This is a genomic window from Microbacterium sp. RU33B, assembly GCF_900155915.1.
Classification (GTDB): domain Bacteria; phylum Actinomycetota; class Actinomycetes; order Actinomycetales; family Microbacteriaceae; genus Microbacterium.
The window spans coordinates 1184293-1208242 of the sequence record NZ_FTPO01000001.1 but is presented as its reverse complement, the minus strand read 5'-3'; the positions used below and the strand labels follow the sequence as shown (position 1 = coordinate 1208242).

General features: G+C 70.0%; 25 protein-coding genes. 4 read left to right on the top strand and 21 right to left on the bottom strand.

The genetic code is table 11. The features are described from left to right. Nucleotides 1-30: 30 nt before the first annotated feature. Together B0B14_RS05925 and B0B14_RS05920 are read right to left on the bottom strand one after the other, a co-directional pair. Complete coding sequence (locus tag B0B14_RS05925; protein ID WP_076680534.1) at nucleotides 31-969, bottom strand: tetratricopeptide repeat protein; 939 nt, start codon at nucleotides 967-969, stop codon at nucleotides 31-33. Continuing rightward, nucleotides 966-2825 (bottom strand): DUF8094 domain-containing protein, encoded by a 1860-nt coding sequence (locus tag B0B14_RS05920; protein WP_076680533.1) that lies wholly within the window; start codon nucleotides 2823-2825, stop codon nucleotides 966-968. The genes B0B14_RS05925 and B0B14_RS05920 overlap by 4 nt, the downstream gene beginning before the upstream one ends. Before the next feature lie 172 nt (nucleotides 2826-2997). Here B0B14_RS05920 and B0B14_RS05915 point away from each other — a divergent pair, with 172 nt between their 5' ends. Further along, the gene (locus tag B0B14_RS05915; RefSeq protein ID WP_076680532.1) at nucleotides 2998-4056 is read left to right on the top strand and encodes an AI-2E family transporter; all 1059 of its coding nucleotides are present in this window, start codon (nucleotides 2998-3000) and stop codon (nucleotides 4054-4056) included. Nucleotides 4057-4059: 3 nt separating this feature from the next. On the opposite strand, the gene B0B14_RS05910 is transcribed toward B0B14_RS05915, so the two are convergent. The 9 genes from B0B14_RS05910 to rpsB form a co-directional block, all read right to left on the bottom strand. After that, nucleotides 4060-4794, bottom strand: coding sequence for an alpha/beta hydrolase (locus B0B14_RS05910; RefSeq protein WP_076680531.1), 735 nt, complete (start codon nucleotides 4792-4794; stop codon nucleotides 4060-4062). Nucleotide 4795: 1 nt separating this feature from the next. Further along, nucleotides 4796-5080 carry a hypothetical protein gene (locus B0B14_RS05905; protein ID WP_076680530.1) on the bottom strand — a complete coding sequence of 95 codons (285 nt, stop codon included), beginning with the start codon at nucleotides 5078-5080 and terminating at the stop codon, nucleotides 4796-4798. 9 nt (nucleotides 5081-5089) lie between these two features. Next, entirely contained in the window at nucleotides 5090-5806 is a 717-nt protein-coding gene (locus B0B14_RS16750) for an aggregation-promoting factor C-terminal-like domain-containing protein (protein WP_256714276.1), read from the bottom strand. A gap of 90 nt (nucleotides 5807-5896) precedes the next feature. Beyond that, entirely contained in the window at nucleotides 5897-6478 is a 582-nt protein-coding gene (locus B0B14_RS05895; protein WP_256714275.1) for a DivIVA domain-containing protein, read from the bottom strand. Beyond that, nucleotides 6475-7509, bottom strand: coding sequence for a phosphatidate cytidylyltransferase (locus B0B14_RS05890; RefSeq protein WP_076680528.1), 1035 nt, complete (start codon nucleotides 7507-7509; stop codon nucleotides 6475-6477). Before B0B14_RS05890 ends, B0B14_RS05895 begins: the two co-directional genes overlap by 4 nt. Before the next feature lie 8 nt (nucleotides 7510-7517). Next, the gene (gene frr / locus B0B14_RS05885; protein WP_076680527.1) at nucleotides 7518-8072 is read right to left on the bottom strand and encodes a ribosome recycling factor; all 555 of its coding nucleotides are present in this window, start codon (nucleotides 8070-8072) and stop codon (nucleotides 7518-7520) included. 67 nt (nucleotides 8073-8139) lie between these two features. Then, nucleotides 8140-8859 (bottom strand): UMP kinase, encoded by a 720-nt coding sequence (pyrH, locus tag B0B14_RS05880; RefSeq protein WP_076680526.1) that lies wholly within the window; start codon nucleotides 8857-8859, stop codon nucleotides 8140-8142. Between the two features lie 137 nt (nucleotides 8860-8996). Beyond that, entirely contained in the window at nucleotides 8997-9824 is an 828-nt protein-coding gene (tsf, locus tag B0B14_RS05875) for a translation elongation factor Ts (protein WP_076680525.1), read from the bottom strand. A gap of 103 nt (nucleotides 9825-9927) precedes the next feature. Next, a complete protein-coding gene (gene rpsB, locus B0B14_RS05870; protein ID WP_076680524.1) occupies nucleotides 9928-10899 on the bottom strand; it encodes a 30S ribosomal protein S2 in 972 nt (323 codons plus the stop codon). Nucleotides 10900-11208: 309 nt separating this feature from the next. On the opposite strand from rpsB, the gene B0B14_RS05865 reads away from it, so the two are divergent. Then, nucleotides 11209-11772: a murein hydrolase activator EnvC family protein gene (locus tag B0B14_RS05865; RefSeq protein WP_076680523.1), complete on the top strand. Its 564-nt coding sequence runs from the start codon at nucleotides 11209-11211 to the stop codon at nucleotides 11770-11772. Here B0B14_RS05865 and B0B14_RS05860 read toward each other — a convergent pair. The 4 genes from B0B14_RS05860 to B0B14_RS05845 form a co-directional block, all read right to left on the bottom strand. Next, nucleotides 11769-12746, bottom strand: coding sequence for a tyrosine recombinase XerC (locus B0B14_RS05860; protein ID WP_076680522.1), 978 nt, complete (start codon nucleotides 12744-12746; stop codon nucleotides 11769-11771). The two genes, B0B14_RS05865 and B0B14_RS05860, sit on opposite strands and share 4 nt — an antisense overlap. A 78-nt stretch (nucleotides 12747-12824) precedes the next feature. Continuing rightward, the gene (dprA, locus tag B0B14_RS05855) at nucleotides 12825-14021 is read right to left on the bottom strand and encodes a DNA-processing protein DprA (protein WP_083710361.1); all 1197 of its coding nucleotides are present in this window, start codon (nucleotides 14019-14021) and stop codon (nucleotides 12825-12827) included. Beyond that, nucleotides 14018-15547, bottom strand: a complete 1530-nt coding sequence (locus B0B14_RS05850; protein ID WP_076680521.1) for a YifB family Mg chelatase-like AAA ATPase — start codon at nucleotides 15545-15547, stop codon at nucleotides 14018-14020. Before B0B14_RS05850 ends, dprA begins: the two co-directional genes overlap by 4 nt. Continuing rightward, nucleotides 15544-15906: a YraN family protein gene (locus B0B14_RS05845; protein ID WP_076680520.1), complete on the bottom strand. Its 363-nt coding sequence runs from the start codon at nucleotides 15904-15906 to the stop codon at nucleotides 15544-15546. Before B0B14_RS05845 ends, B0B14_RS05850 begins: the two co-directional genes overlap by 4 nt. A gap of 118 nt (nucleotides 15907-16024) precedes the next feature. Here B0B14_RS05845 and B0B14_RS05840 point away from each other — a divergent pair, with 118 nt between their 5' ends. After that, the gene (locus B0B14_RS05840; RefSeq protein ID WP_076680519.1) at nucleotides 16025-16348 is read left to right on the top strand and encodes a DUF2469 family protein; all 324 of its coding nucleotides are present in this window, start codon (nucleotides 16025-16027) and stop codon (nucleotides 16346-16348) included. A gap of 11 nt (nucleotides 16349-16359) precedes the next feature. On the opposite strand, the gene B0B14_RS05835 is transcribed toward B0B14_RS05840, so the two are convergent. The 4 genes from B0B14_RS05835 to B0B14_RS05820 all read right to left on the bottom strand — a co-directional run bounded on the left by B0B14_RS05835 (nucleotide 16360) and on the right by B0B14_RS05820 (nucleotide 18997). After that, nucleotides 16360-17019 (bottom strand): ribonuclease HII, encoded by a 660-nt coding sequence (locus B0B14_RS05835; protein WP_076680518.1) that lies wholly within the window; start codon nucleotides 17017-17019, stop codon nucleotides 16360-16362. After that, entirely contained in the window at nucleotides 17016-17816 is an 801-nt protein-coding gene (gene lepB, locus B0B14_RS05830; RefSeq protein WP_076681301.1) for a signal peptidase I, read from the bottom strand. The genes B0B14_RS05835 and lepB overlap by 4 nt, the downstream gene beginning before the upstream one ends. Nucleotides 17817-17986: 170 nt before the next feature. Next, nucleotides 17987-18337 (bottom strand): 50S ribosomal protein L19, encoded by a 351-nt coding sequence (gene rplS / locus B0B14_RS05825; RefSeq protein ID WP_076680517.1) that lies wholly within the window; start codon nucleotides 18335-18337, stop codon nucleotides 17987-17989. 165 nt (nucleotides 18338-18502) lie between these two features. Continuing rightward, the gene (locus B0B14_RS05820; RefSeq protein WP_076680516.1) at nucleotides 18503-18997 is read right to left on the bottom strand and encodes an MFS transporter permease; all 495 of its coding nucleotides are present in this window, start codon (nucleotides 18995-18997) and stop codon (nucleotides 18503-18505) included. 113 nt (nucleotides 18998-19110) lie between these two features. On the opposite strand from B0B14_RS05820, the gene map reads away from it, so the two are divergent. Further along, nucleotides 19111-19893 carry a type I methionyl aminopeptidase gene (map, locus tag B0B14_RS05815; RefSeq protein ID WP_076680515.1) on the top strand — a complete coding sequence of 261 codons (783 nt, stop codon included), beginning with the start codon at nucleotides 19111-19113 and terminating at the stop codon, nucleotides 19891-19893. Here the strand turns inward: map and treZ are convergent. Continuing rightward, on the bottom strand, nucleotides 19890-21617 hold the full coding sequence (gene treZ, locus B0B14_RS05810; protein WP_076680514.1) for a malto-oligosyltrehalose trehalohydrolase: 1728 nt from the start codon (nucleotides 21615-21617) through the stop codon (nucleotides 19890-19892). The genes map and treZ overlap by 4 nt on opposite strands. Then, nucleotides 21614-23950, bottom strand: coding sequence for a malto-oligosyltrehalose synthase (gene treY / locus B0B14_RS05805; RefSeq protein WP_076680513.1), 2337 nt, complete (start codon nucleotides 23948-23950; stop codon nucleotides 21614-21616). The genes treZ and treY overlap by 4 nt, the downstream gene beginning before the upstream one ends.

The window sequence follows — 23950 nt, the reverse complement described above, 5'->3', positions numbered from 1 at the left end:
GGTGACGGATGCCTCGGCATCCGTCACCGCTCAGAACAGCAGCGACGAGAGCCGACCGCGCGCCTGGACGACGCGCGGATCCGCGTCTCCCACGAGCCCGAACAGTTCGAGCAGGCGCTCACGCACAGCAGGTCGCTCGTCCGACGGCAGCGCGGCGAACAGATCGAGCAGGCGTTCGAAGGCGTCCTCGATGTGCCCGCCCGCGAGGTCGAGATCGGCGACGGCGAGCTGTGCGTCGATGTCGAGAGGAGCGGATGCCGCGGCTGCGCGTGCAGCCTGCAGATCTGCGCCCTGCACGCGGGCGAGAAGGCGCACCTGGCCCAGTCCGGCGCGGGCTTCGGCATCCCGCGGGTTCTCCGCCAGAGCCTGCTCGTACGCGGCGATCGCGCGCGGGTAGTCGCCCGCTTCGATCGCGTCGAACGCCTCGGCGTGGAGCGGCGGGAGCGCGGGCTCGGTAGGCTCGGAATCGGACGCGGACTCTTCGGCGTCCACAGGAACGGTGCCTGTGACGCCGTGCTGCGCCGCCAGCTGGAGGAGCTGGGCGAAGACCTCGCGCACCTGGGCCTCGGGAACAGCGCCCGTGAACAGCGGGACCGGCTGGCCGGCGATGAGGGCGACCACCATCGGGATCGACTGGGCGCGGAAGCCCTGAGCGAGCTGGGGGTTGGCGTCGACATCCACCTTCGCCAGCACGACGCGTCCGGCCAGCTCTTTCACGACGCGCTCGATGATCGGGCTCAGCTGCTTGCAGGGGCCGCACCACTCCGCCCAGAGGTCGACGACCACCGGAACGGTCCGCGACAGCTCGAGCACCTGCCCGAACGACTCGTCGGTCGCATCGAAGACGAGGGACGACGCGGCGCCGGCCGGCGCCGACGTCTGGTCGGGTCCGGGAGCCGCCGGGCGGTTCCGCAGCGAGGAGAGGTCGACGGCGCCGCGCAGCGCGGCTCCGAGGGAGGCATCGGTCACTTGATCACCTGAGCGTCGAGGATGGAGGACGAGTATCCGAGAAGACGGATCTTCTCGGTGGAACCCTGCGCGGGGACGTAGAAGAACAGCTGGTCGCCGAAGGTCGACGTGAAGCCGGTCGCCGACTGCTCCACGCCGGTGAGCGTGCGCACCGTCGCGTTGTTCGTCAGCTTGATGACCGCCTCGGCGCTGACCGGCTTGACCGTGTCCGTCTCGTTGAGGTTGACAGCGACGATCGCGCCGCTCTCCACGGTCGCGAGGGCGATGGGGGTCTCCGTGCCGGGCGTCGATCCGAACGCGAGGCTGCCTGTGGTCGCGCCGGTGGCGTTGAACTCCTGGATCCGGCGCGCACGGTCTTCCGAGACGATCGTGCGGAACTGGTCGCCTTCCGCCTCGAAGTCGGCGTAGAACTCGCTCTCTTCACCCTTGTCGAGGATGTCGGCATAGGCGGCCGCGATCTGGTCGGGAGCCATGAGCAGGAACGGGGAATCCGGCGCGACGCGGGTCGCGCCGATGTAGTCGGGGGCGAGATTCGGCATCTCCGTGGCCGCCTCGAGCGCCGCCAGGTACGTGAGCTTGTACGCCGACCAGGGGTCTTCCTGGGTCAGGTACATGATGCTCGCGGTCTTGTCGTCGGCGTCGGTCGCAACCGCCATGACGACTCGGGGCCATTCGTTCGTGGCCTGCGGCAGCACGATCTCGAGCGGCTTGGTCGGGACCGACGAGGGAAGCGCGTAGTCGGCGATCGCCGCGCGCAGCTTGTAGTTGGTCGTGCGCTCGGCGAGAGCGGCACCGCCCATGCGCGTGGCTGCCAGCGCGGCATCCATCGTCGAATCGGCGTCCGCCATCGTCTCGGAGATCCGCGTGATGATCCGTTCGGCCTGCGTCGCCGTGATCGCGGGGTCTTGCTGGTCCTCGGGCGCGATCACGGTCTGCGTCGGCGACGGCGTCGGCGACGGACCGAAGGTCGGCCACGACTCGGCGGAGCATCCGCTGACGAGCAGGCCGGTGATGGCGATGATGGGAAGCGCCACGAACGCCTTGCGCCCGGCGATTCCCCGACGCGTCGGCTTGCCTGCCGTGATGACGCCCTTGTCGGCGCCCTCGACGGCGAGGTCGATCGGCTCGGTGACCGGCATCGGGAGGCCCTTGCGGCGGGGGCCACGGGATCGGCGGGCGTTGCGGATGCCGAGGAAGTACAGGAATGCGCCGACGAGCATGACGATGCCGCCCAGCACGATGAGCGGGCCGGCCCAGGGGGTGGAGTTCTGGATCGGCCACGACACCGAGAGCTGAGCGGGCGCGGGCTCCGCGCCGTCGGACGCGACGAGCACGCTCATGGTGTCGGGAAGCTGCAGCGGGGCGATCAGGAGGTCGTCCTCCTGGAACTCGTCGAGCCACAGGTCCGATCCGACGGGGCTCCGCACGGCTGCGCCGGCGTCTTCGGCCGCGGCGTCGGTCTCGCCCTCAGCGGGGGCCTCGGTCGCGGCGCCGGCCTCGGCATCCGCCGGAGTCTCCTCGACGGCTTCGACCTCCGGCTCGACCAAGGTGGCGACCGGGAGACCGGCGGAGTCGAGGGAGATCTCGTTGTAGGGCGTGTCGGACAGCCAGGCCTGGAGGTCGGCGGTGCGGCCGTACGAGACGAAGATCGTGCCGTCGGACTGCGCGCGCAGTGTCTGGGAGCCGGGGAGTCGGTTGAGCACCGCTCCGTCGATCATCGTGAACGGCGCGTCCTGCTCCACCTGCAGCTGCGTCGTCTCGGTCTTCGGCCCTTGGAAGATCGTCCGCTGGGCCAGGCCCGCACCGATCATCACGGCGGCGAGCACGAATGCCACGACAGCCCACACGAAACGCACGAATCCACACCTTCCCGGGTCCGCGCACGCGCGCGCGACCGATGACTCGACATTTCAGACTAGCGGGACACACCTGAAGATCCCCAGAGAGGGTCCAATCCGCGCGCCGGGCTCCGGGTGTGCATATCCTGACTGCACGGCATCCGTCTCCGCCGCAATCGAGGAGCTGTCAGTGAAGATCCACAACCCGTTCCGCGTCGCATTCGTGGCGACGCTCGGCGTGGGGCTGGGACTGCTGTTCATCGGCAGCATCCAGACCCTGTCGACGATCCTCCTCTACGTCGGGACCGCACTGTTCCTCTCGCTCGGTCTCGAGCCGGCGGTGTCGTTCCTCGAGCGGCGCAAGCTGCCGCGCTGGGCCGCCGTGCTCGTGACGATCCTCGGTGTGCTGGCGATCTTCGCCGGCATCATCCTCATGGTTGTTCCGATCATCACGCAGCAGGTGAGTCAGCTCGTCGCCGCGATCACGAAGTGGGTAGAGGCCGGCGCCGATCTTGAGACCCTACAGAACTGGCTCGTCGGGGTGTTTCCCAATCTCGACGTCGCCGCTGTCTTCGCGTATGCCGAAAACTGGCTGACCGAGGTAAGTCAGAATCTCGACGTCGGGGCAATCGGGGAGGGTGTCGTCGTCGTCGGTGGCACGATCATCGCCGGCCTCACGGGCGCGTTCATCGTTCTGATCCTGACGATCTACTTCACGGCATCCACCCCTTCGCTGAAGGCCGCCGTCTACCAGCTGGTGCCAGCCTCGAAGCGCCCCCGGTTCATCGACATCGCCGAGCAGATCACAAGGTCCGTCGGCTATTACGTCATGGGCCAGGTCACGATGGGCGTCATCAACGGCATCCTGAGCGCGATCTTCCTCTCGATCATCGGCGCCCCGTTCCCCGCCGTGCTCGCGGTCATCGCGTTCTTCTTCTCCCTGATCCCCCTCGTCGGAACGCTCACGGGCTCGACGCTCATCGTGCTGACCTGCCTCGTGATCGGCTCCCCCACGACTGCGCTCATCGCGGCGATCTACTACCTGATCTACATGCAGATCGAGGCGTACGTGATCTCGCCGCGCGTCATGAACCGTGCGGTCTCGGTGCCGGGCGCCGTCGTCGTGATCGCCGCTCTCGCGGGCGGCTCGCTGCTCGGCCTCCTGGGCGCGCTCATCGCGATCCCGGTGGCGGCGAGCATCCTGATCATCTACCGCCAGGTGATCATCCCGCGGCAGAACGAGCGCTGACGCTCAGGCCCCGGATGCCTCGGTCTCGCCGTGCCACTCCGTGGCGAGCGGGAGGGCATCGGGGTTGACCGCGGCGACGATCTCGGTCAGCACGCGCCGCGTCTGCGTCTCGCCGACCCAGAGGTGCTTGCCGCCGTCGACGGGGATCAGCACGGCGTGCGGGATCGACGCGAACCGCTGGGCGGCCTCCGCCGGTCGCAGATAGTCGTCGAGCTCGGGCACCAGGACGACGACGCGTCGATCGGGATGCTGCGCCCAGGCCGCGACCTCGTCTGCGGTGGCACGGTGCAGCGGCGGCGACAGGAGGATGATGCCTTCGATGTCGTGGTCGCGACCGTACTTGAGCGCCAGCTCGGTGCCGAACGACCATCCCACGAGCCACGGACGGGGAAGTCCGCGTTCGCGCACGAAGTCCACGGCCGCCGCGACGTCGAACGACTCCGCGAGTCCGCCGTCGAACGCGCCGTCGCTGGTTCCGCGTGGCGACGTGGTGCCGCGCGTGTTGAAGCGCAGCACGGCGAGGTCGGCGAGAGCGGGGAGTCGTCCCGCGGCCTTTCGGAAGATGTGCGAGTCCATGAATCCGCCGGCCGTGGGCAGCGGATGCAGGGTCACGAGCGTCGCGACGGGGTCGCGGTCGGCGGGCAGGGCCAGTTCGCCGACCAGCGTGAGACCGTCGAGGGTCTCGAGTTCGATGTCCTCGCGTCGTGCGGGCAGCAGCAGGGGGCCGCGGATCTCCATGTCAGCCGATCTTCCAGCACGCCTGGTGCCAGTGTCTGCGCGCGGCGAGGTCGGCTTGATCGCCGAGCACGCCGTCCGCGCGCCACGCGACGACGTGCGCGACGCCGGGTTCGACGTCGCGCCCGCATCCGGGGCATCTGTACGATTTCTGCGCCTGTGCCGCCGACACGGGCTGCACGGTCCACTCCGCACCACGGCGCGTCTCGGTGCGCTTCCAGCCGGCGATGAGCCGTTCGATCGAGTCGTCGCGGGCAGGCTCACGCCGCGGTCGTCGGGAACGAGGCATCCGCCCGTCCTACCACCAGTGCTTCGCGGTCCAGAACGCGTACGCTCCGGCCCAGCTTCCGTACCGGCCCACGGCGTAGCCGTTCGCCCAGCGCAGGTTGTCGACCGGGTCGTAGCCGTTCCCCGGGACCTTGCTGCACGGCAGCGCCTGCACCAGACCGCACGCGCCCGAACTCTTGTTCGTGGCGTTGGGGTTCCAGCCGGATTCCTTGCTCACGATGTAGTCGACGTAGGCCCAGTCGCTCTCGGCGATGCCCGAGGCGAGGAGCCACTCGGTCTTCGATCCGCCGCCGGTGTACATCGGACGCGATGCGGACGCCGCTGCGGCCTTGGGCGCGACGACGACGGGCTTGGGCTTGGGTGTCACGTAGACGGTGTAGCCGCCGCGGTCGAGCGTGTCGGCGGCCGCATCGGGCTCGTCGGAGGCGGCGACGAAGGACTGCGCCTCGTCGATCGAGGAGCCGTAGATCGACACCGACGCGACGGCCGCGTCGTCGCCGGCTTCGGCGAGGGCGGCACCGGTCGGGCCGACGTACGCGGCGACGAAACCGAGGGCGCAGAAGGCGGCGAACACGCCCAGGACTCCCCGGCGGCGCGACCAGCGCGGCGTCGCCGAAGCGGCCGTACGCGACGCGACAGGGGCGACATCGGGGGTCGCTGTGTTCGCGGTCTCGCGGCGGCGCACCCGGGAGGATGCTGCGGGAATCAACTCGTTGCCGGAAGTCACAGTGAGCCGAGTCTAGCCGCCCGTTCCTGAGCATGCCATTTGAGCGACGCGGATGAGCGATCTCTCACTTGCCACGGAACGCGCAGAGAGTCAGGTGACGGCGAGCATGACCTCGACGACGGCGTCCAGCACGGCGTCGACCTGCGTCTCCCGATAGCCGCCCCGCTGCATCCGGAACGCCACCGAGCGCACCTGCTCCACCGTGACCGACTGGCCGGTCTCGAGGTAGCGGGCGATCTTGTCGGCGACGAGGTCGACCTCATCGATCCGGTAGCCGTACCGCAGCGCCCCGACGCGGGAGAAGCGCTTGCCGCGCGGGCGGGAGAGCCGATCGAGCACGACCTGCGCCGTCTCGCGCGTCTGCCCGACCCAGCTGTGCGCGCCGGCGGCACGCACGGCGAGCTGTCGCTCACGCGCGGCGAACGCATCCTCGATCCGCCCGAGGGCAGTGTCGACCGCCGCGATGGCGTAGCCGCGGCGCACGAGCGGGAACGCGGCGCGACGGACGTCGACCGAGGCCATCGGTCCGCCCTCCTCGAACGCCACCCGGGCGTGCTCGAGGAACGCGTCGACGGCTCGACGCTCGTAGCCCTTCGTGCGACCCGAGGTGAGGGGGAAGGCGGCCGGGCGCGGCGCGGAATCGGTCTCTGCGGGGGTGTCGGTGGTCATCATCCAGCCAGGGGGGTGAGCAGGTAGTACAGCGCGAGAGCGGCGGTCGTGGAGGGGAGGATGGAGTCCAGGCGATCGAGGACTCCCCCGTGTCCGGGCAGCCAGGAGCTCATGTCCTTGATGCCGATGTCGCGCTTGATCATCGACTCGCCCAGGTCGCCGAGAGTCGCGGTCGTGAGGATCAGCAGCCCGAACAGCACGCCGGCCCAGATGGGCACGTCGAGCATGAACATCGCGAGCAGGATTCCGGCCACGACGGCCGCCACCACGGCGCCCGCGAAGCCCTCCCACGTCTTCTTCGGGCTGATGCGCGGCGCCATCGGATGCTTGCCGAACGACAGACCCGCCACGTAGGCGCCGGTGTCGGACGCGACGGCGACGATGATGAAGCCGAGGACCCACCATTGTCCGCCCTCTTGGCGCAGCAGCACGAGGCACACGGCGGCGAAGAAGGGGACGTACAGCTGCACCAGACCCGCGACGAGCACATCGCCGAGGACATCGCCGTACGTGCGTCCGTCGTCCGCGGCCATCTGGCCGATCATCCGCCAGATCGCGACGAAGGCGACCGACACGAAGATCGTGACCCACAGCAGCCACGGCTCCAGGAAGAAGCCCGACAGCACGAGCGCCGACCCGGCGATGAGCTGCGGCACCAGGTCGACCCGGCGCCCGGCGCCGGTCAGCGCGCGGTGCAGTTCGACCACCCCGAGCGTGCTCGCTGCCAGGGCGAAGACGATGAACGCCTCCTTGAAGAACAGCAGCGAGGCGAGCAGGATCGCGCCGATCGCCAGCGAGATGAGGATCGCGAGGATCAGGTCGCGGCCCGTGCGCTGCTTGATGCGCTCGTTGGCCTCTTCGAACTCCGCGCGCGCGTGCGCCACCTGGTGCTCGAACTCCGACCGCGCGGCGCGGACGTGAGCGAGCGGATCCTGCCGTGCGGGATCGGCGTTCGCGCGCCTCGGGGCGAGGGACGGGGCATCCGGATCGACCGGGATGTCGCCGCCCGGCGCTCCTCCGGATGCATCGGTCATATGCGGTCTCAGACCTCGAGCAGTTCGGCCTCTTTGCGCTTCAGCGCATCGTCGATCGCGTCGACGTGTGAACGCGTGAGCGCATCCAGCTCCTTCTCCGCGCGGACGAGGTCGTCCTCCCCCACGTCGCTCTTGAGCGCGTCGAGGTCGTCCTTCGCCTTGCGGCGGATGCCGCGCAGATGCACCTTGTGGTCTTCGCCCTTGCCGCGCACGAGCTTGACGTACTCCTTGCGACGCTCCTCCGTGAGCTCCGGCAGGGTGATGCGCACGATGTTGCCGTCGTTGGTGGGGTTGACGCCCAGGTTCGGGATGTCGCGGATCGCCTGCTCGATCGACTTGAGCGCCGACTTGTCGTACGGCGTGACGATCAGGGTGCGAGCCTCGGGGCTGTTGATCGACGCGAGCTGCGCGAGCGGCGTCGGCGAGCCGTAGTAGTCGACGAGCACCTTCTGGAAGAGCTGCGGGTTCGCGCGCCCCGTGCGCACGGTCGCGAAGTCCTCCTTGGCGGCTTCGACGGCCCGCGTCATGCGGGTTCCGGCATCTGCCATGACGTCGGCGATCACAGTGTCTCCATTCGGTAGATCCGGCCTCTCAGTCTAGTCGTGCCGGGCACGACCGACCGGTGCCCACTCAGGCGGTGACGAGAGTGCCCATCTGCTCCCCGAGCAGGGCCTTCGTGACATTGCCCGCGGGCTCCATGCCGAAGACGCGCATGTCCATCTTGTTGTCCATGCAGAGGCTGAACGCCGTGGAGTCCACGACCTTCAGTCCGCGCTGGAGCGCATCGGCGTAGGTGAGGCGGTCGATCCGCGTCGCCGAGGGATCGACCTTGGGGTCGGCGGTGTAGACGCCGTCGACGCCGTTCTTGGCGACGAGGACCTCGATGGCACCGATCTCCAGCGCGCGCTGCGCGGCGACGGTGTCGGTGGAGAAGTACGGGAGACCGGCGCCCGCGCCGAAGATCACGACGCGGCCCTTCTCGAGGTGCCGCTCCGCGCGGCGCGGGATGTAGGGCTCGGCGACCTGGGTCATGGCGATGGCCGACTGCACCCGCGTCGCCGCGCCGGCCTGCTCGAGGAAGTCCTGAAGGGCCAGCGCGTTCATCACCGTGCCGAGCATGCCCATGTAGTCCGCGCGGCCGCGGTCCATCCCGCGCTGGCTGAGCTCCGCGCCGCGGAAGAAGTTGCCGCCGCCGACGACGATCGCGATCTCGACCCGGTCGACCGCCGCGGCGATCTCCTGGGCGATCTGGCTGACGACGTCGGGGTTCACGCCGAGCTGGCCGGCGCCGAACGCCTCGCCGGACAGCTTCAGGAGGACGCGCCGGCGTCCGGTGTTCTCATCGATCACAGGGGATCCTCTCGTCGCGTCTGCAGACTATCGAAGCTGGTGCCCGAGGGCACGGGTGCGGGTGCACGGATGTCACGTGCCGGGCCGGGGGCGTGAAGAAGGCCCGCATCGAATCCGATGCGGGCCTTCTCGACGTGTTACGCGCCGACCTTGTAACGCGCGAAGTCGGTCAGCGTGAGACCGGCATCCTTCGCGATCTGCGCGACGGACTGCTTGTTGTCCTTCGCGTAGTCCTGGTCGAGCAGCGAGACCTGCTTGAAGAACGCGTTGACGCGTCCCTCGACGATCTTCGGGAGCGCCGCCTCGGGCTTGCCCTCGTTGCGCGAGATCTCCGTGACGATCTCGCGCTCCTTGTCGACGTCGGCCTCGGGGACCTCGTCGCGCGAAAGGTACGTCGGGTTCGCGAAGGAGATGTGCTGCGCGATGCTGCGAGCCGTCTCCGCGTCGTCGCCCGTGTACGCCAGCACGACGCCGACCTGCGGAGGCAGGTCCTTGCTGGTGCGGTGCAGGTAGACCTCGAACGAGTCGCCCGAGAGCGTGCGCACGCGACGCAGCTCGACCTTCTCGCCGATGATGGCGGCCTCGTCGGAGATGAGCTCCGCGACGGTCTGCGAACCGGCGGGGGCTGCGAGAGCCGCCTCGACCGAGTCGGCGGAGACGGCGGATGCCGCCTCGAGGACCTTGTCGGCCAGCGCGATGAAGCGATCGTTCTTCGCGACGAAGTCGGTCTCGGTGTTCAGCTCGAGGATCGTGACCTGACCGTCGTGCTCCTTCGCGGTGACCAGGCCCTCGCTCGTCGAACGGTCGGCGCGCTTGGCGTTGCCCTTGGCACCCTTGAGGCGCAGGATCTCGACGGCCTTCTCGAGGTCGCCGTCGGCCTCCTCGAGTGCCTTCTTGGTGTCGACCATGCCGGTGCCGAGCTGATCGCGAAGGGTCTTGATGTCGGCGATCGTGAAGTTTGCCATGATGTGGCGGCTCCTAGATTGTGGTGGGTAGTCGTGGATGTCCCGGCCGGAACGCGGCGTGCGAGCGCGCGATCCGACCGGGACGGTGTCGATGGGCGGAGAGTTACTCCGCGGCTTCCTTGACGGCCTCGGCCTCGTCGGCCGCGTCCTTGTCGGCGGCCTCGTCCTCGACCGGCGACTCGACGGCCTCGGCGGCGTCGTCCGCGGCCTCGGCCTCGGCAGTCGCGGGCGCGACCTCACGGGCTGCAGCACCCGCGCGATCGGCGTCGGACTCGGTCGCGATCGTCTCGACCTCGGCGACGTCGGTCACGACGGGCGTCTCGAGCAGTTCGCGCTCCCAGTCCGCGAGCGGCTCGGCGGCCTCAGCCGTCTCGTCGGTCGGGTTGTGGCGCTGGATGAGACCCTCGGCCGCGGCGTCGGCGATGATGCGAGTGAGCAGGCCCACCGAGCGGATCGCGTCGTCGTTGCCGGGGATCGGGTACTGGAACTCATCCGGGTCGGCGTTCGTGTCGAGGATGCCGATCACGGGGATGCCGAGCTTGGTCGCCTCGTTGACCGCGAGGTGCTCGCGCTTCGCGTCCACGACCCAGATCGCCGAGGGCGTCTTGGTCATGTTGCGGATTCCGCCGAGCGACTTGTGGAGCTTGTCGAGCTCGCGCTTCTTGAGGAGGAGCTCCTTCTTGGTGAAGCCGGAGTTCGCGGGGACCTCGTAGTCGAGCTCCTCGAGCTCCTTCATGCGCGCGAGGCGCTTGGAGATCGTCTGGAAGTTGGTGAGGAGTCCACCCAGCCACCGCTGGTTGACGTAGGGCTGGCCCACGCGGGTCGCCTGCTCGGCGAGGATCTCCTGAGCCTGCTTCTTCGTTCCGACGAAGAGGATCGTGCCACCGTGGGCGACGGTCTCCTTGACGAACTCGTACGCCTGGTCGATGTAGACCAGCGACTGCTGCAGGTCGATGATGTGGTTGCCCGAGCGCTCCGTGAGGATGAAGCGCTTCATCTTCGGGTTCCAGCGCTGGGTGCGGTGTCCGAAGTGGACGCCGCTGTCGAGCAGCTGGCGGATGGTGACGACGGCCATGGCCGTTCTCCTGTTCTGGCGCGTGCGCGCCCTGCGGTTGTTCGCGCCTGACCGATATGGCCGGCGAGCCTGGTGCCCGGCACACGCCCACCCCGGGACAGGTGTCACGGGGACCGTTGGGTGTGGGATGCCACGCGGGGCGATCCGGAGATCACCACCGCGCAATGGGCACGCGGAGTCACCCCGACAAGCGAGGTGCGCCACCAGTGTATCAGCCGCGCCTCCTCCCCATGCCGTCCTGGCGCGGGAAGGGTCCACGTCGTCGGGCACGGTCGACCGGGTTGACACGTGGGACGCGAGAGTGGGCGGATGCCGTCACCTCGCCGCGCCCCCGTCAGCCGGTGGCGCTCGCCCACGGCGCTCCTGTCGATCGCCGTGCTCGTGGTCGGGCTTCCAGGCGCGGCAACGGGTGCCGTGCCTCCGAAACCGGATGCGCAGGGCATCGAAGCGGGTCAGCGCGACTGGCGGTGGCCGCTCGACGGGTTCCGCATCACCGAGCACTACGTGCAGCCCGCGCATCCCTACGGCACGGGCCACCGCGGAATCGATCTGTCGCCCGTGGGAGCTGCCACGGTGATGACTCCGGCCTCGGGCGTCGTCGCCTTCTCCGGTCAGGTTGCGGGACGCGGCATCCTGACCATCGATCACGGCGACGGTCTCGTGACGACCCTCGAGCCGGTGACGAGCGAGCTCGGGCCCGGCGATCCCGTCGAGCGCGGCGATGTCGTCGCCACGATCACCGTGGGCGGCCATTCCCGACCAGGCGAGCTGCACTTCGGTGTGCGGCGCGACGGCGAGTACATCAACCCGCTCCTGCTCCTGGGCGGCGTCCCCCGCGCCGTGCTCCTCCCGTGCTGCGGGGCGGTCGGCTAGGCGCGAGGGTGAGCGAGCCGGTAGCTCGCGGCGAGGCGCTCGCTCGAGACGTGCGTGTAGATCTGCGTGGTGCCGAGACTCGCGTGGCCGAGGATCTCCTGGACCGTGCGCAGATCGGCTCCGCCGTCGAGCAGATGGGTGGCAGCCGAATGGCGCAGCGCGTGGGGGCCGACCGCGCCTCCGACGATCGGCCCGAGGGTGCGGGCGACCAGGTCGTACACGGTGCGGGCGCCGAGCCGGCGTCCGCGCGCTCCGAGGAACACGGCGCGGACCTGGTCGATGATCGCCATTTCGCCCGCACCCTGCTCGCGCGAGGGTTGCGACGCGTCCGCCCGCGCGGCATCCGCCCGAGAGCGCAGCACCGGTCGCCCGCGCACGAGATACGCATCCAGGGCACGGCCTGCGGGGGCCCCGTACGGCACCACGCGCTCCTTGGCCCCCTTGCCGAGGACGCGCGCCGTCCGGCGTTCGCGGTCGAGGTCGTCGAGATCGAGGCCGCAGAGCTCCGAGACGCGCATGCCGGAGCCGTAGAGGAGCTCGAGGACCGCGAGATCGCGCAGAGCGAGGGGATCGCCGGCACCTCCGGCGGCGGCGAGTTCGTCGAACGCGCGAGAGAGCGCCTCGGCCGTGGCGACCCTCGGGAGCGAGCGCCCGCGCTTGGGGGCGACCAGGCGCGCACTGGGATCTGCGTCGACGAGTCCTTCGTCGAGCGCCCACGCGAAGAACCCGCGGACGGCGGCGGTGCGTCGTGCGATCGTCGAACGGGCATCGCCCCGCTGCGTCGCCCGCCAGGTCCACTCTCGGAGGTGCTCGAGATCGATGCCGGTCAGGTCGATCTCGTCGGCTGCAGGAGGAGAGACGCATGCCGCGAGGTCGGCGAGATCGGATCGATACGCCCGTACGGTGGCAGGCGACAGCCGCCGCACGTCGCGCAGGTGCGTCGCGTATAACTCGACGGCTTCCTCCAGGCGCATACTCCCAGGATGCCGCGCCTCGGCGCCCGCGTGCTGCGGCGCTCCGCGCCCACCGACATCCGGGCCGCTCGCCTGCGATCAGCGCTCGGCGAGGTGACGCCATCTCCGACCTTCCCGCTCCACCCGCCCCTCGATGAGCAGGAGACCGAGGTGCATCTCGACATCGGAAGGTGACATGCCGCTGCGCGCTGCCAGATCGTCGACGTCGCGCCACGACCGGCCGCTGAGGGCATCGCGCACGCGCATCCGCTCATCGGTCGGTGGGCGTCCGTCGGGCGGCGGAGCGGCCGGATGCTCGACGAAACCGAGCAGCTCCCGCACGTCAGCGGCCGACGTGATGCACTGGGCGCCGAACTCCCGCAGCAGACGGTGACATCCCGCCGACGCCCCGCTCGTGACCGGACCGGGAACGGCACCGATGGAGCGTCCGAGCGCTGCGGCGTGCCCCGCGGTGTTCAGCGACCCGCTCCGCCAACCCGCCTCGACCACAACGGTCGCGGCGCTGACGGCCGCGATCAGCCGGTTCCGCGCGAGAAACCGCCACTTCGTGGGGCTCGCTCCGCAGGGGACCTCGCTCACGACCGCTCCCGCGGTGGCGATCCTGTCGATGAGCGATGAGTGACCGGCGGGATAGGGGCGGTCCACTCCCCCGGCGAGCAACGCGATCGTCGCACCCCCGACGGCGAGGGCGGCGCGGTGCGCTGCGCCGTCGATGCCGTACGCGGCGCCGGAGACGATCGGGACTCCGCTCGCGGCGAGGTCGGCAGACAGCTCCATCGCCACGTGCTCGCCGTACGACGTCGCCGCGCGGGCTCCCACGATCGCGACCGACGCGCCCGCACGCGCCGGGAGCGAGGCGTCGCCGCGTGCCCACAGGGCAAGGGGCGCGTTCTCACCGAGATCGTCGACCTGCGCGGGCCACTCGACGTCGCCGGGGACGAGGAGTCGCACGCGGCGCACTGAGGCGATCTCGAGTGCGTGCGCGATCGGCGCGGCGCTGAGGCGCGGCATCCATCGCTTCCGACCGTCTGTCAGCTCGCGCTCCGACGTCACCGACGTCGACGTCAGATCGCCGTCCATCAGGAGCCGCAGAGCCGCGGTCGCACCGAGTTCGGCGATGACACGTCCTGCGACGCCGTCGCCCGGCTCGGCGAGGGAGTTCCACACGACGCGCGCGTAGCGTTCGGCGACGACCGCGTCCGCCACATCGACCGTGTCGGAGACGGCGGACAGCGCGCGGCGTGCGGCCCGCGGAGACAGATCGAACCCGCTCATGCGGTGATTCCCTTCTTCAAGAACAGTGCCCGGCCGATGTGTCCCACGGTGAGCTGCGCGGATCCCTCGAGATCTGCGACCGACCATGCGACCCGCAGGACGCGGTCGTAGCCGCGAAGAGTGATGGCGCCGCGGGCGAGCGCGGCATCCAGCGGCCGGCGGACGACCGGCGGAGGACTGAGCGGACCCTGGCGCAGCCAGGTGCCGGGCACATCGGCGTTGCGGTGCCAGGGGGTGTCGCGCAGGCGCGCGGCCGAACGCGACCGTGCGTCGGCCACCTGTGCCTTCGCGTCGGCAGACGAGGTGCCTCGGCCCGGCGAGTTCGCATGCTGGGCGACCGAGACGCGCGCGAGGGACAGCTCGATGTCGATCCGGTCGAGCAGCGGTCCGGAGAGCTTCGCGAGGTATCGCCGGATCGCCGCGGGCGGACACGTGCACGATCCCCCCGCGACCGCGTAGTCGCCGCACGGACACGGGTTCGTCGCGAGCACGAGCTGGAACCTCGCCGGGTAGGCGGCCGTCGCTCCCGCGCGGTGGATCTCTATCGTGCCGCTCTCGAGGGGCTGACGCAGGGCATCGAGAGCCGACGCGGCGAACTCACCTGCCTCATCGAGGAAGAGCACACCCTCGGTGGCTCGGGCGATGGCGCCGGGGCGGATCGCGCGTGATCCGCCGCCGACCAGGGCGGCGATGCTGGCGCTGTGGTGCGGCGCCTCGAAAGGGGGCACGCGCGTGAGGGAGGTCACGCTCTCACCCGACAGCGAGCGGATCGACGCCACGGAGAGGGCTGCTCGGTCGTCGAGCTCGGGGAGGATCCCCGGCAGGCGGCGCGCGAGCATGGTCTTGCCTGCTCCGGGAGGCCCGCACATGAGCAGGTGATGGCCGCCCGCGGCGGCCACGATCAGGGCATCCACGGCTTCGCGCTGTCCGATGACATCGACGAGATCGAGCGCGTCATCGACGAGGGCAGGGGCGTCCGGCGCGACGACCGGGTCGCGATCCGCGGTCTCGATCGCGGCTCCGTGCCACCGCGCCACGTCTGCCAGATCGACGGCTCCGAACACCTCGACCCCGGACACGAGCTCCGCCTCCGCACGGTTGGCCTGCGGCACGACGACCCGCCGGACTCCCGCAGCCGCAGCCGCGACGACGGCGGGGAGCACGCCGGGCACCGGCCGCAGCCTCCCGTCGAGCCCGAGCTCGCCCAGATGCACCGACGATGCGACCGAAGCGGCATCCATCGGCACTTCGGTCGCGAGGGCCGCGACGGCGATCGCCACATCGAATCCCGACCCGTGCTTGGGCAGACTCGCGGGTGACAGGTTCACGGTGAGGCGCCGGCGCGGAAAGGGCAGGCCACTGTTGGCGCAGGCGTTGCGCACCCGCTGGGATGCCTCGCCGAGGGCTTTGTCGGGCAGGCCGATGATCTTGAAATCGGGCAGCTGGTTCGTCAGATCGGCTTCGATCTCGACGAGGCGTCCGGCCACTCCCGACAGCGCGACCGACCACGTCCGGGCGACGGTCACGCGACGTCCTCCCAGTGCTCGAGGCGACCGGTGGCGGGATCCGCTCCGACGATGCCGATCGCGTCGATGCGCAGACGCCTGCCCTGCACGTGATCGGGATGCGCCGCGATCCACTCCATCGCGAGACGCCAGAGCCGGGCCTGCTTGCGGGCGTCGACGGCTTCGAACGGGTCGCCGAAGCCGTCGCTCCGGCGTGTCTTCACCTCGACGACGACCACGACGTCGCCGGCGGCGACCACGAGGTCTATCTCACCCGTGCGCGTGCGCCAGTTGCGATCGAGCACCCGGTATCCGAGTCGCTGCAGATGACGAGCCGCACGGTCTTCTCCCGCGCGTCCGAGCGTGTCTTTGTCGGCCATTCAGACATGTTCGGACCCCCGGATCGCGGCGCGACCCGGTCCGGCGCGCACGGTGCACTCCGCCTCACGATCGCCGCTTGGGGAGGAGCCTCTGCGGCACGCCTAGAATGGACTCACCATGGATGACGACGTCTTCGAGGACTACGACCGCGAGCTGGAGCTGGCGCTCTACAAGGAGTACCGCGACGTCGTATCGCAGTTCCAGTACGTGATCGAGACCGAGCGCCGGTTCTACCTCGCCAACGAGGTGAACGTCGTGCGCCGCGACACGGAGCACGACTTCTACTTCGAGATCTCGATGACCGATGTGTGGGTCTGGGACATCTACCGCGCGGACCGATTCGTGAAGTCGGTGCGCGTCCTCACGTTCAAGGACGTCAACGTGGAGGAGCTGCAGCGCCGCGACTTCCACCTGCCCGAGGAGCTGTCGCTCGACACCTGAGCGGCTCCTGCTCAGAACAGCGTCGGCGCGTCGGCGATCGACCACGACGCGCGGTGGTGGGCGCTGATGCCGTGCGTACGGATCGCCTCACGGTGATCGGGGCTCGCGTAGCCCTTGTTCCGGGCCCAGTTGTAGGCCGGAAGCTCGTCGTGGAGCGCCGTCATGTGCGCATCCCGCGCGACCTTCGCGATGACGGATGCCGCGGCGGCGCTCGCGCAGTCGCGATCGGCCTTGATGACCGGCCTCACCTGCAGATCGCGCGCACCCGCCGCTGTGATGTAGTCGTAGTTCCCGTCGAGGATGACGATGCCCTCCTCGGGGACGAAGCCCTGCATCCGCAGCTCGCCCAGCGCGCGGATCGTCGCCAGACCGAGCGCGCGCATGATGCCGATCTCGTCGATCTCCGCCGCGCTCGCCCACCCCACCGAGCTGCCCGAGACCCAGGAGGCCGCGCGGGCGGCGACCTCGGCCCGTCGCATCTCGGGGACGAGCTTCGAGTCGCGGAGGCCCTGAGGGACGCGCTTGCGCGCACGCGGAGCATCGACGACGACCGCGCCGACGGCGACCGGGCCAGCGAGCGCGCCTCTGCCCACCTCGTCGCATGCGATCAGGATCGGATGCTCCCGCAGGAGCCTCCTCTCGAGCGTCAGACGAGGCTCGGCGACCGTCATGGAGCGGGGGTGCCGACGGGGTCGGGGACTCCGGAGAAGACCTCGTGGTGGAAGTCGAGCGTGCCCAGATGCGACATCGGCCAGGTGATGAGGAAGGCGCGCCCGACCACATTGTCGATCGGCACGAAGCCCTTCCCGGGTTGGTCGGGGTGGAACCGGGAGTCCTGCGAGCGGTCGCGATTGTCGCCGAGCACCCACAGGGATCCCTCGGGGACGGTGACGTCGTACTCCTTGACCTCGGGCGCCGGCTTGCCGGGCTGGAGCTTGACGTAGGGCGACTCGTCGATCGGCACGCCGTTGACCTCGACCTGCCCGATCGCATCGCAGCATACGACGTGGTCACCGGGGAGGCCGATGATGCGCTTGATGAGATGGTCTTCGCTGTCGGGTGCGGCGAGGCCGACGAGCGACAGCACCCAATCCCACGCCTCGACGATCGGCGGGCGCGGCTCGGCGATCGTCGGGGGGAGCCATCCGCCCGGGTCTCGGAACACGACGATGTCGCCGCGGCTGTAGTCGCCGAAACGCGGCGTGATCTCGTCGACGAGGATGCGGTCGTTCACCACGAGCGTGTCCTCCATCGACGCCGACGGGATGTAGAACGAGCGCACGAAGAACGTCTTGATGACGAGGGAGACGAGGACGGCGACGAGGACGATCACGACGACGTCGCGGAGGAAGAGCAGCGTGCGGTTGCGGCGCCGAGGAGCGACAGGAGGTGCCTCGACGGGGGTGGCCGGTGTGAGCGATCCGCCCGTGGGCGCCGGGTCGGCGGGCGCGGTCTGCTCGGTCGTCATCATGCACTTTCGTCAGGCTCGCCGCGAATCGGTCGGCCGGTAGATCAAGGGTCGCACATTCCTGCGGCGGGCCGCGCTGTCGGCGCTCTGTTTCACGGCGGAATCGCGGCACGGAAAAGAACGACGCCCCGCGGCGGAGCCGGCGGGGCGTCGTTCGGAGAACTGCGCGATCAGGAGTGGTCGCGCTTCTCCTTGATCTTGGCCTTCTTGCCGCGGAGGGCACGGAGGTAGTAGAGCTTCGCGCGACGGACGTCACCGCGGGTCACGACCTCGATGTGGTCGATGACCGGGCTGTGCACCGGGAAGGTGCGCTCGACGCCGACCTGGAAGCTGATCTTGCGGACCGTGAAGGTCTCGCGCACGCCGTCGCCCGAGCGGCCGATGACGATGCCCTGGAAGACCTGGATACGGGAGCGGTTGCCCTCCGTGATGTTGACGTGCACCTTCACGTTGTCGCCGGGGGCGAAGGCGGGGATGTCGGAGCGGAGCGAAGCCGCATCGACAGCGTCGAGGATCTGCATGATCGTGTCTCTCTGCGGCCGCCACAGGTCGACCGCGAATATGAAGGGAATGGATGCTGTGCCCGAGGCCGACGGCAGGACGCCGATCGACGAGCTCCCCTGAGGCAGAGCCTTGTCAGGGCACAGCTGTCCATTCTGCCACGGATGCGCGACCCGGCCAAAACGTCAGGAGGCGAAGGGCCGATCCTTCTCCGTGACCACGATGACCTCGGGGGTCACCGCATCCGGAGTGCTCTGGGCGGTGGGCGGGATGTACGCGACACCGTCGGTCGTGCGCAGCACGAAGTTGGACGGTCGCGCCTCGCGCCAGAGCTGCCAGAGCTCGAGCCACAGCAGGGCGATCCCCACCACCACGGTGGCGGCGAAGACCGGCCACCACCAGTCGGCGTTGAAGGTGCCGAGCGCGATGATCAGCAGGTGCCAGCTCGTGAACCCGGCGACATCCCACCACGACACCGCGCGGGTGGCCCGCACGGTCCCGCGGGCACGCACGAGGAGCGAAAGGATGAGCTGACCGACGAAGACTATCGGCACCGAGACGAGCACCCAGAGGAATCCCCACGGGCTCTGGCCGAAGATGATCCAGCCCACGAACAGCCACAGGGGCAGGAGGAACGCGGCCGGAAGAAGCCATCGGAAGAACCCGCGTCGCAGCGTCATCCCTCGATGCTACGCCGGTGGCGTCGACGCGGCACTCCCTTCGGCGCAGGACGCGGCATCCTCACAGTCCGCACGGAAGTATCCGGCAGAATGGAGACGACGAGAGGAAGTCCATGATCGAACTGCGCACTCCCGCCGAGATCGAGGCCATGCGCCCCGCGGGCCGGTTCGTCGCCGAGACCCTGGCGACGCTGCGCGACGAGACGAAGGTGGGCACGAACCTCCTCGCGATCGACCGGCGGGCGCACGAGATGATCCGCCGCGCCGGAGCCGAGTCGTGCTACATCGACTACCACCCCTCGTTCGGCGCGAGCCCCTTCGGGAAGGTCATCTGCACCTCGGTGAACGATGCCGTGCTGCACGGACTCCCCCATGACTACGCCGTCAAGGACGGCGACCTCGTGTCGCTCGACTTCGCCGTCTCGATCGACGGCTGGGTGGCCGACTCGGCGGTGTCGTTCGTCGTCGGCACACCGCGCGATGAGGACCTCTGGCTCATCGACACCGCGGAGCGAGCCCTGGATGCCGCGATCGCCGCCGCCACCGTGGGAAACCGCATCGGCGACATCTCCCACGCGATCGCCGAGGTGGCGCGGAGCGAGGGCTATTCGATCAACACGGACTTCGGCGGTCACGGCGTCGGCCGCGTCATGCACGGCGACCCGCACGTCCCCAACGACGGCAAGCCGAACCGCGGCTTCCCGCTGCGGGCCGGCCTCGTGATCGCACTCGAGCCCTGGTTCCTGGGCACGACGGATCGACTGGTCACCGATCCCGACGGGTGGACGCTGCGCAGCGTCGACGGATCACGCGGTGCGCACGCCGAGCACACCGTCGCCATCACCGACGACGGTCCGATCGTTCTGACCGATCGTTCCTGGCTCGGCGTCGCTTAGGAGCGCACGACGACGGCCGCCGTCTCCGCGGCCAGCACGAGCGTCCCGCCGGTGGGCTCCGACGTGTCGGTGGACAGCAGCACCTCGGCGACGTCCGCGAACTCGACCGGGTCGCCGGTGAGGTTCACGAGGACGTCGAGGCGGCCCCGCGCGAGGCGGAACGCGCGCGCGCCGGGCGCGGCATCCGGTGTCAGACAGACCCCCGCCAGCGTCGCCGCGGCGGGGTCGGTGAGCTCGGGATGGGTGCGGCGCAGACGTGCGAGGCGCCGATAGAGCGCGAGGAGGTCGGCGTGCGGCTCCTCGAGCAGCTCGCTCCAGTCCAGGTGCGACCGCCGGAACGTCTCCGGATCCTGCGGATCGGGGACGACGGACTCGTCCCATCCCATCTTCACGAACTCGGCGAGACGGCCCTTCGCGGTCGCTTCTCCGAGCTCGGGCTCCGGATGCGACGTGAAGAACTGCCACGGCGTCGAGGCGCCCCATTCCTCGCCCTGGAACAGCATCGGGGTTCCCGGTGCGGTCAGGGTCAGCACAGCGGCCACCGCGAGACGGCGGGGGCTGAGACTCTGCGAGAGACGGTCTCCTGCGGCGCGATTGCCGATCTGGTCGTGATCCTGGGCGAACGTGACGAGGCGCCAGGTCGGCACCTCCGCGGGCACGGGGAATCCGTGCTCGCGGCCGCGGAACGTCGACAGCGTGCCGTCGTGGAAGAAGCCGCCCGTCCAGGTCTTGGGAAGCGCCCCCGGGTCGGCGAAGTCGGCGTAGTAGCCTTCGGTCTCGCCGGTGAGGGCGACGTGGACGCAGTGGTGCCAGTCATCGCTCCACTGGGCGGCGAGGCCGTATCCGGCGGCCTCCCGCGGCAGGATGAGCCGCGGGTCGTTGAGGTCGGACTCGGCGATGAGGGTGAGCGGGCGCCCGACGTGGGCCGACAGTGCGTCGACCGTCTCGGCCAGTTCGCGCAGGATGTGCAGCGACGACTCGTCGCGCAGCGCATGCACGGCATCGAGCCGCAGACCGTCGACGTGGTACTCCTCGAGCCACATCACGGCGTTGTCGACGATGTAGCGACGCACCTCCGCCTGATCGAGATCGATCGACGATCCCCAGGTGTTCCTCTCGGCATCCCGCAGGTACGGACCGAACTCGGGCAGGTAGTTGCCGCTCGGCCCGAGGTGGTTGTGCACGACGTCCTGGATGACGGCGAGGCCACGCCCGTGCGCGGCGTCGACGAACCGCTGGTAGGCCGCAGGCCCTCCGTACGCCTCGTGGACGGTGTACCACAGCACGCCGTCGTAGCCCCAGTTCCACTCTCCGTTGAACCCGTTCACGGGCAGCAGCTCGACGTGCGTGACGCCGAGGGCCACGAGGTGATCGAGGCGAGCGATCGCGCCGTCGAGGGTGCCCTCGGGCGAGAAGGTGCCGATGTGCAGCTCGTAGATCAGGCCGCCGGCGAGCTGGCGTCCGGTCCACAGCGAATCGGTCCACGCGAACGCCGAGGCGTCGAATGCCGCCGACAGGCCGTGCACGCCCGACGGCTGGCGGCGCGAGCGGGGATCGGGGCGCGCGACGTCGGCATCGCCGATCACGAACCCGTACTCCTCGCCGGCGGCCAGGTCGATGTCGGCGGACCAGTGCCCGCCGGCGCCCGCCGTGAGGGGCAGATCGTCGTGACCCGGCCGCCGCAGGGCGATCTTCGCGGCCCGTGGTGCCCAGACCCCGATCATGCGTCCTCCTCCTCGACCAGCAGTGCGGCGGGGTAGGTGTCCAGCAGTTCGGCGAGCGGGATCCGCCCGCCCGCGAAGCGCCGGCCGGTGACCGCATCCGTCCACGAGCCGCTCCGCACGAGCACCTCGGTGTCGCCCCAGCCGTGCCGCGCGAGCGCGACGGGAAGTCGCGTCGCGATCGCGACCGCTCCTCCGCGATCGAACGCCACGGCGTGCGCCGCCGCGGATCCGGTGGTCGTGAGTGGCGTGTACCTCGTGAACAGCTCCGGTCGGTCGCGGCGGAGTCGCAGCGCGCGGGAGGTCACGAGGAGTTTCGCAGCGCCCTCTGCGTCGACGGGTGGAAGCGATCCGGCGTCGAGGTCGGCCAGGAGCCGCCGCCGGACGCCGAAGTCGACCGCTCGGCGGTTGTCGGGATCGACGAGGGAGGTCTCCCAGAGCTCGGAGCCCTGATAGACGTCGGGGACGCCGGGACCTGCGATCTGCAGCAGCTTCGCCGACAGCGAGTTCGACCATCCCGCGGCGGAGATCTCCGCGACGAACGACTCGACGATCGGGCGCGCGGCGCCGTGCGCGGCATCCACCACCGCGTGCATGCGCTCCTCGAACGCGGCATCCGGATCCCACCAGCCGGTGGCCTCCGCCGCTTCGCGCGCGGCCTTCTCCGCGTACGCGTGGAGGCGCTCCGGGCTCGCCGGCCAGGAGCCGATGATCGCCTGCCACAGAAGGGAGTCGAACGGTCCGTGACCGGTCGACGCGATCGCACGGAGCTCGCCGAGCACCTCGCTCCACCGGCCGGGGACCTCAGCCAGGACCGAGAGCCGAGCGCGGACGTCTTCGCCGCGCTTCGTGTCGTGCGTGGACAGCGAGGTCATCGCGTGCGGCCACGCGGCCTGTCGGCGCTCTTGCGCGCGATGGAAGCCGTCGACCGACAGCGAGAAGACGCTCGGATCGCCGCCCACCTCGGTGAGCGTGCCGAGCCGGGTCGCGCGATAGAACGCGGTGTCCTCGACGCCCTTGGCCATCACCGGGCCGGTCGTCTGCTGGAAGCGCTGTGCGACCTCGCGCTGCGGATCGGCGAGGACGGGCACGAGGATCGCGATCGCCTCGGCCAGGTCGGGACGCCGGACGGATGCCTCGGCGGCCGCGTCGTCGAGCCATTCGCGACCCGCCGGAAGGTACGAGCGGTACGTCGGGAAGCACGCGAGCAGTTCGGCGAGGGCGTCGGACGCCGTCGGAACCGCCTCGCGTACGCCGGACGGCAGGGTGCGGACCAGCCGCGCCACCTCGGAGCCCTGGATCGTGTCGGCGATCATGCGCTTCGTGTCGTGGATGAGGTCGGGCCAGGACTGCGCGGGAGCGAGCCCGGTGTCGGCGCGCAGCGAAGCATCGAGTGCGTCCAGCGGCGCCTCCCCTGCGGGATCGATCAGGATGCGGTCGATCTCCGCCATCGCGTCGTACCCCGTCGTGCCGTCGGTCCTCCACCACGAGGGCAGGGGCTCGGCGTGGTCGGTCGCGCTGTGCTCGAGGATCTTCTCGACGAGCACGTAGCGGTCGCCGACGGCGTCGGCGAGTCGATCGAGGTACGCACCGGGATCGAGGAGCCCGTCGGGGTGGTCGATGCGCAGGCCGTCGATGAGTCCCGACTCGATCCAGCGGAGGATCTCGGCGTGCGTCTCGTCGAACACCCACGGCACCTCGACGCGCACTCCGGCGAGCGTCGACACCGCGAAGAACCGCCGATGCGTGAGATCGTCGGCCTCGCGCCGCCAGAAGATCGGCTCCCAGTTCTGACGGTCGAGCAGAGCGCGGATGTCGGGATCGCCGTCCAGCGATCCGGGAGCGAGCGGCAGCTCATGGTCGAAGTACCGCACGACGCCCGCCTCGGCATCCACCGCGAAGTCGCCGATCACCTCGTCGAGCTCCGCGCCGAGGATCGGGACGCGGACGCGCCCGCCGCCGTGCGCCCAGTCGATGTCGAACGCCTCGGCATAGCGGGACGCGCTGCCGTGGGTGAGCACGTCCCACCACAGGCGGTTCTGCGCCGGCAGGGAGATGCCCATGTGGTTCGGCACGGTGTCGACCAGGATGCCGAGCCCCGCCGCATGAGCGGCCGCAGCGAAGGCGGCGAGCCCTTCCGGACCGCCTCGGGCGGGGTCGATCCGCGTCGGGTCGACGACGTCGTAGCCGTGGTCGGAGCCTTCCGTCGCCTCCAGCAGCGGCGAGAGGTAGGCCCACCCGACCCCGAGGTCGCGAAGGTAGCCGGTGACGTCGGCGGCGGCGTTCAGGTCGAACGACGACCGGATCTGCAGGCGGTACGTCGAACTCGGACGCAT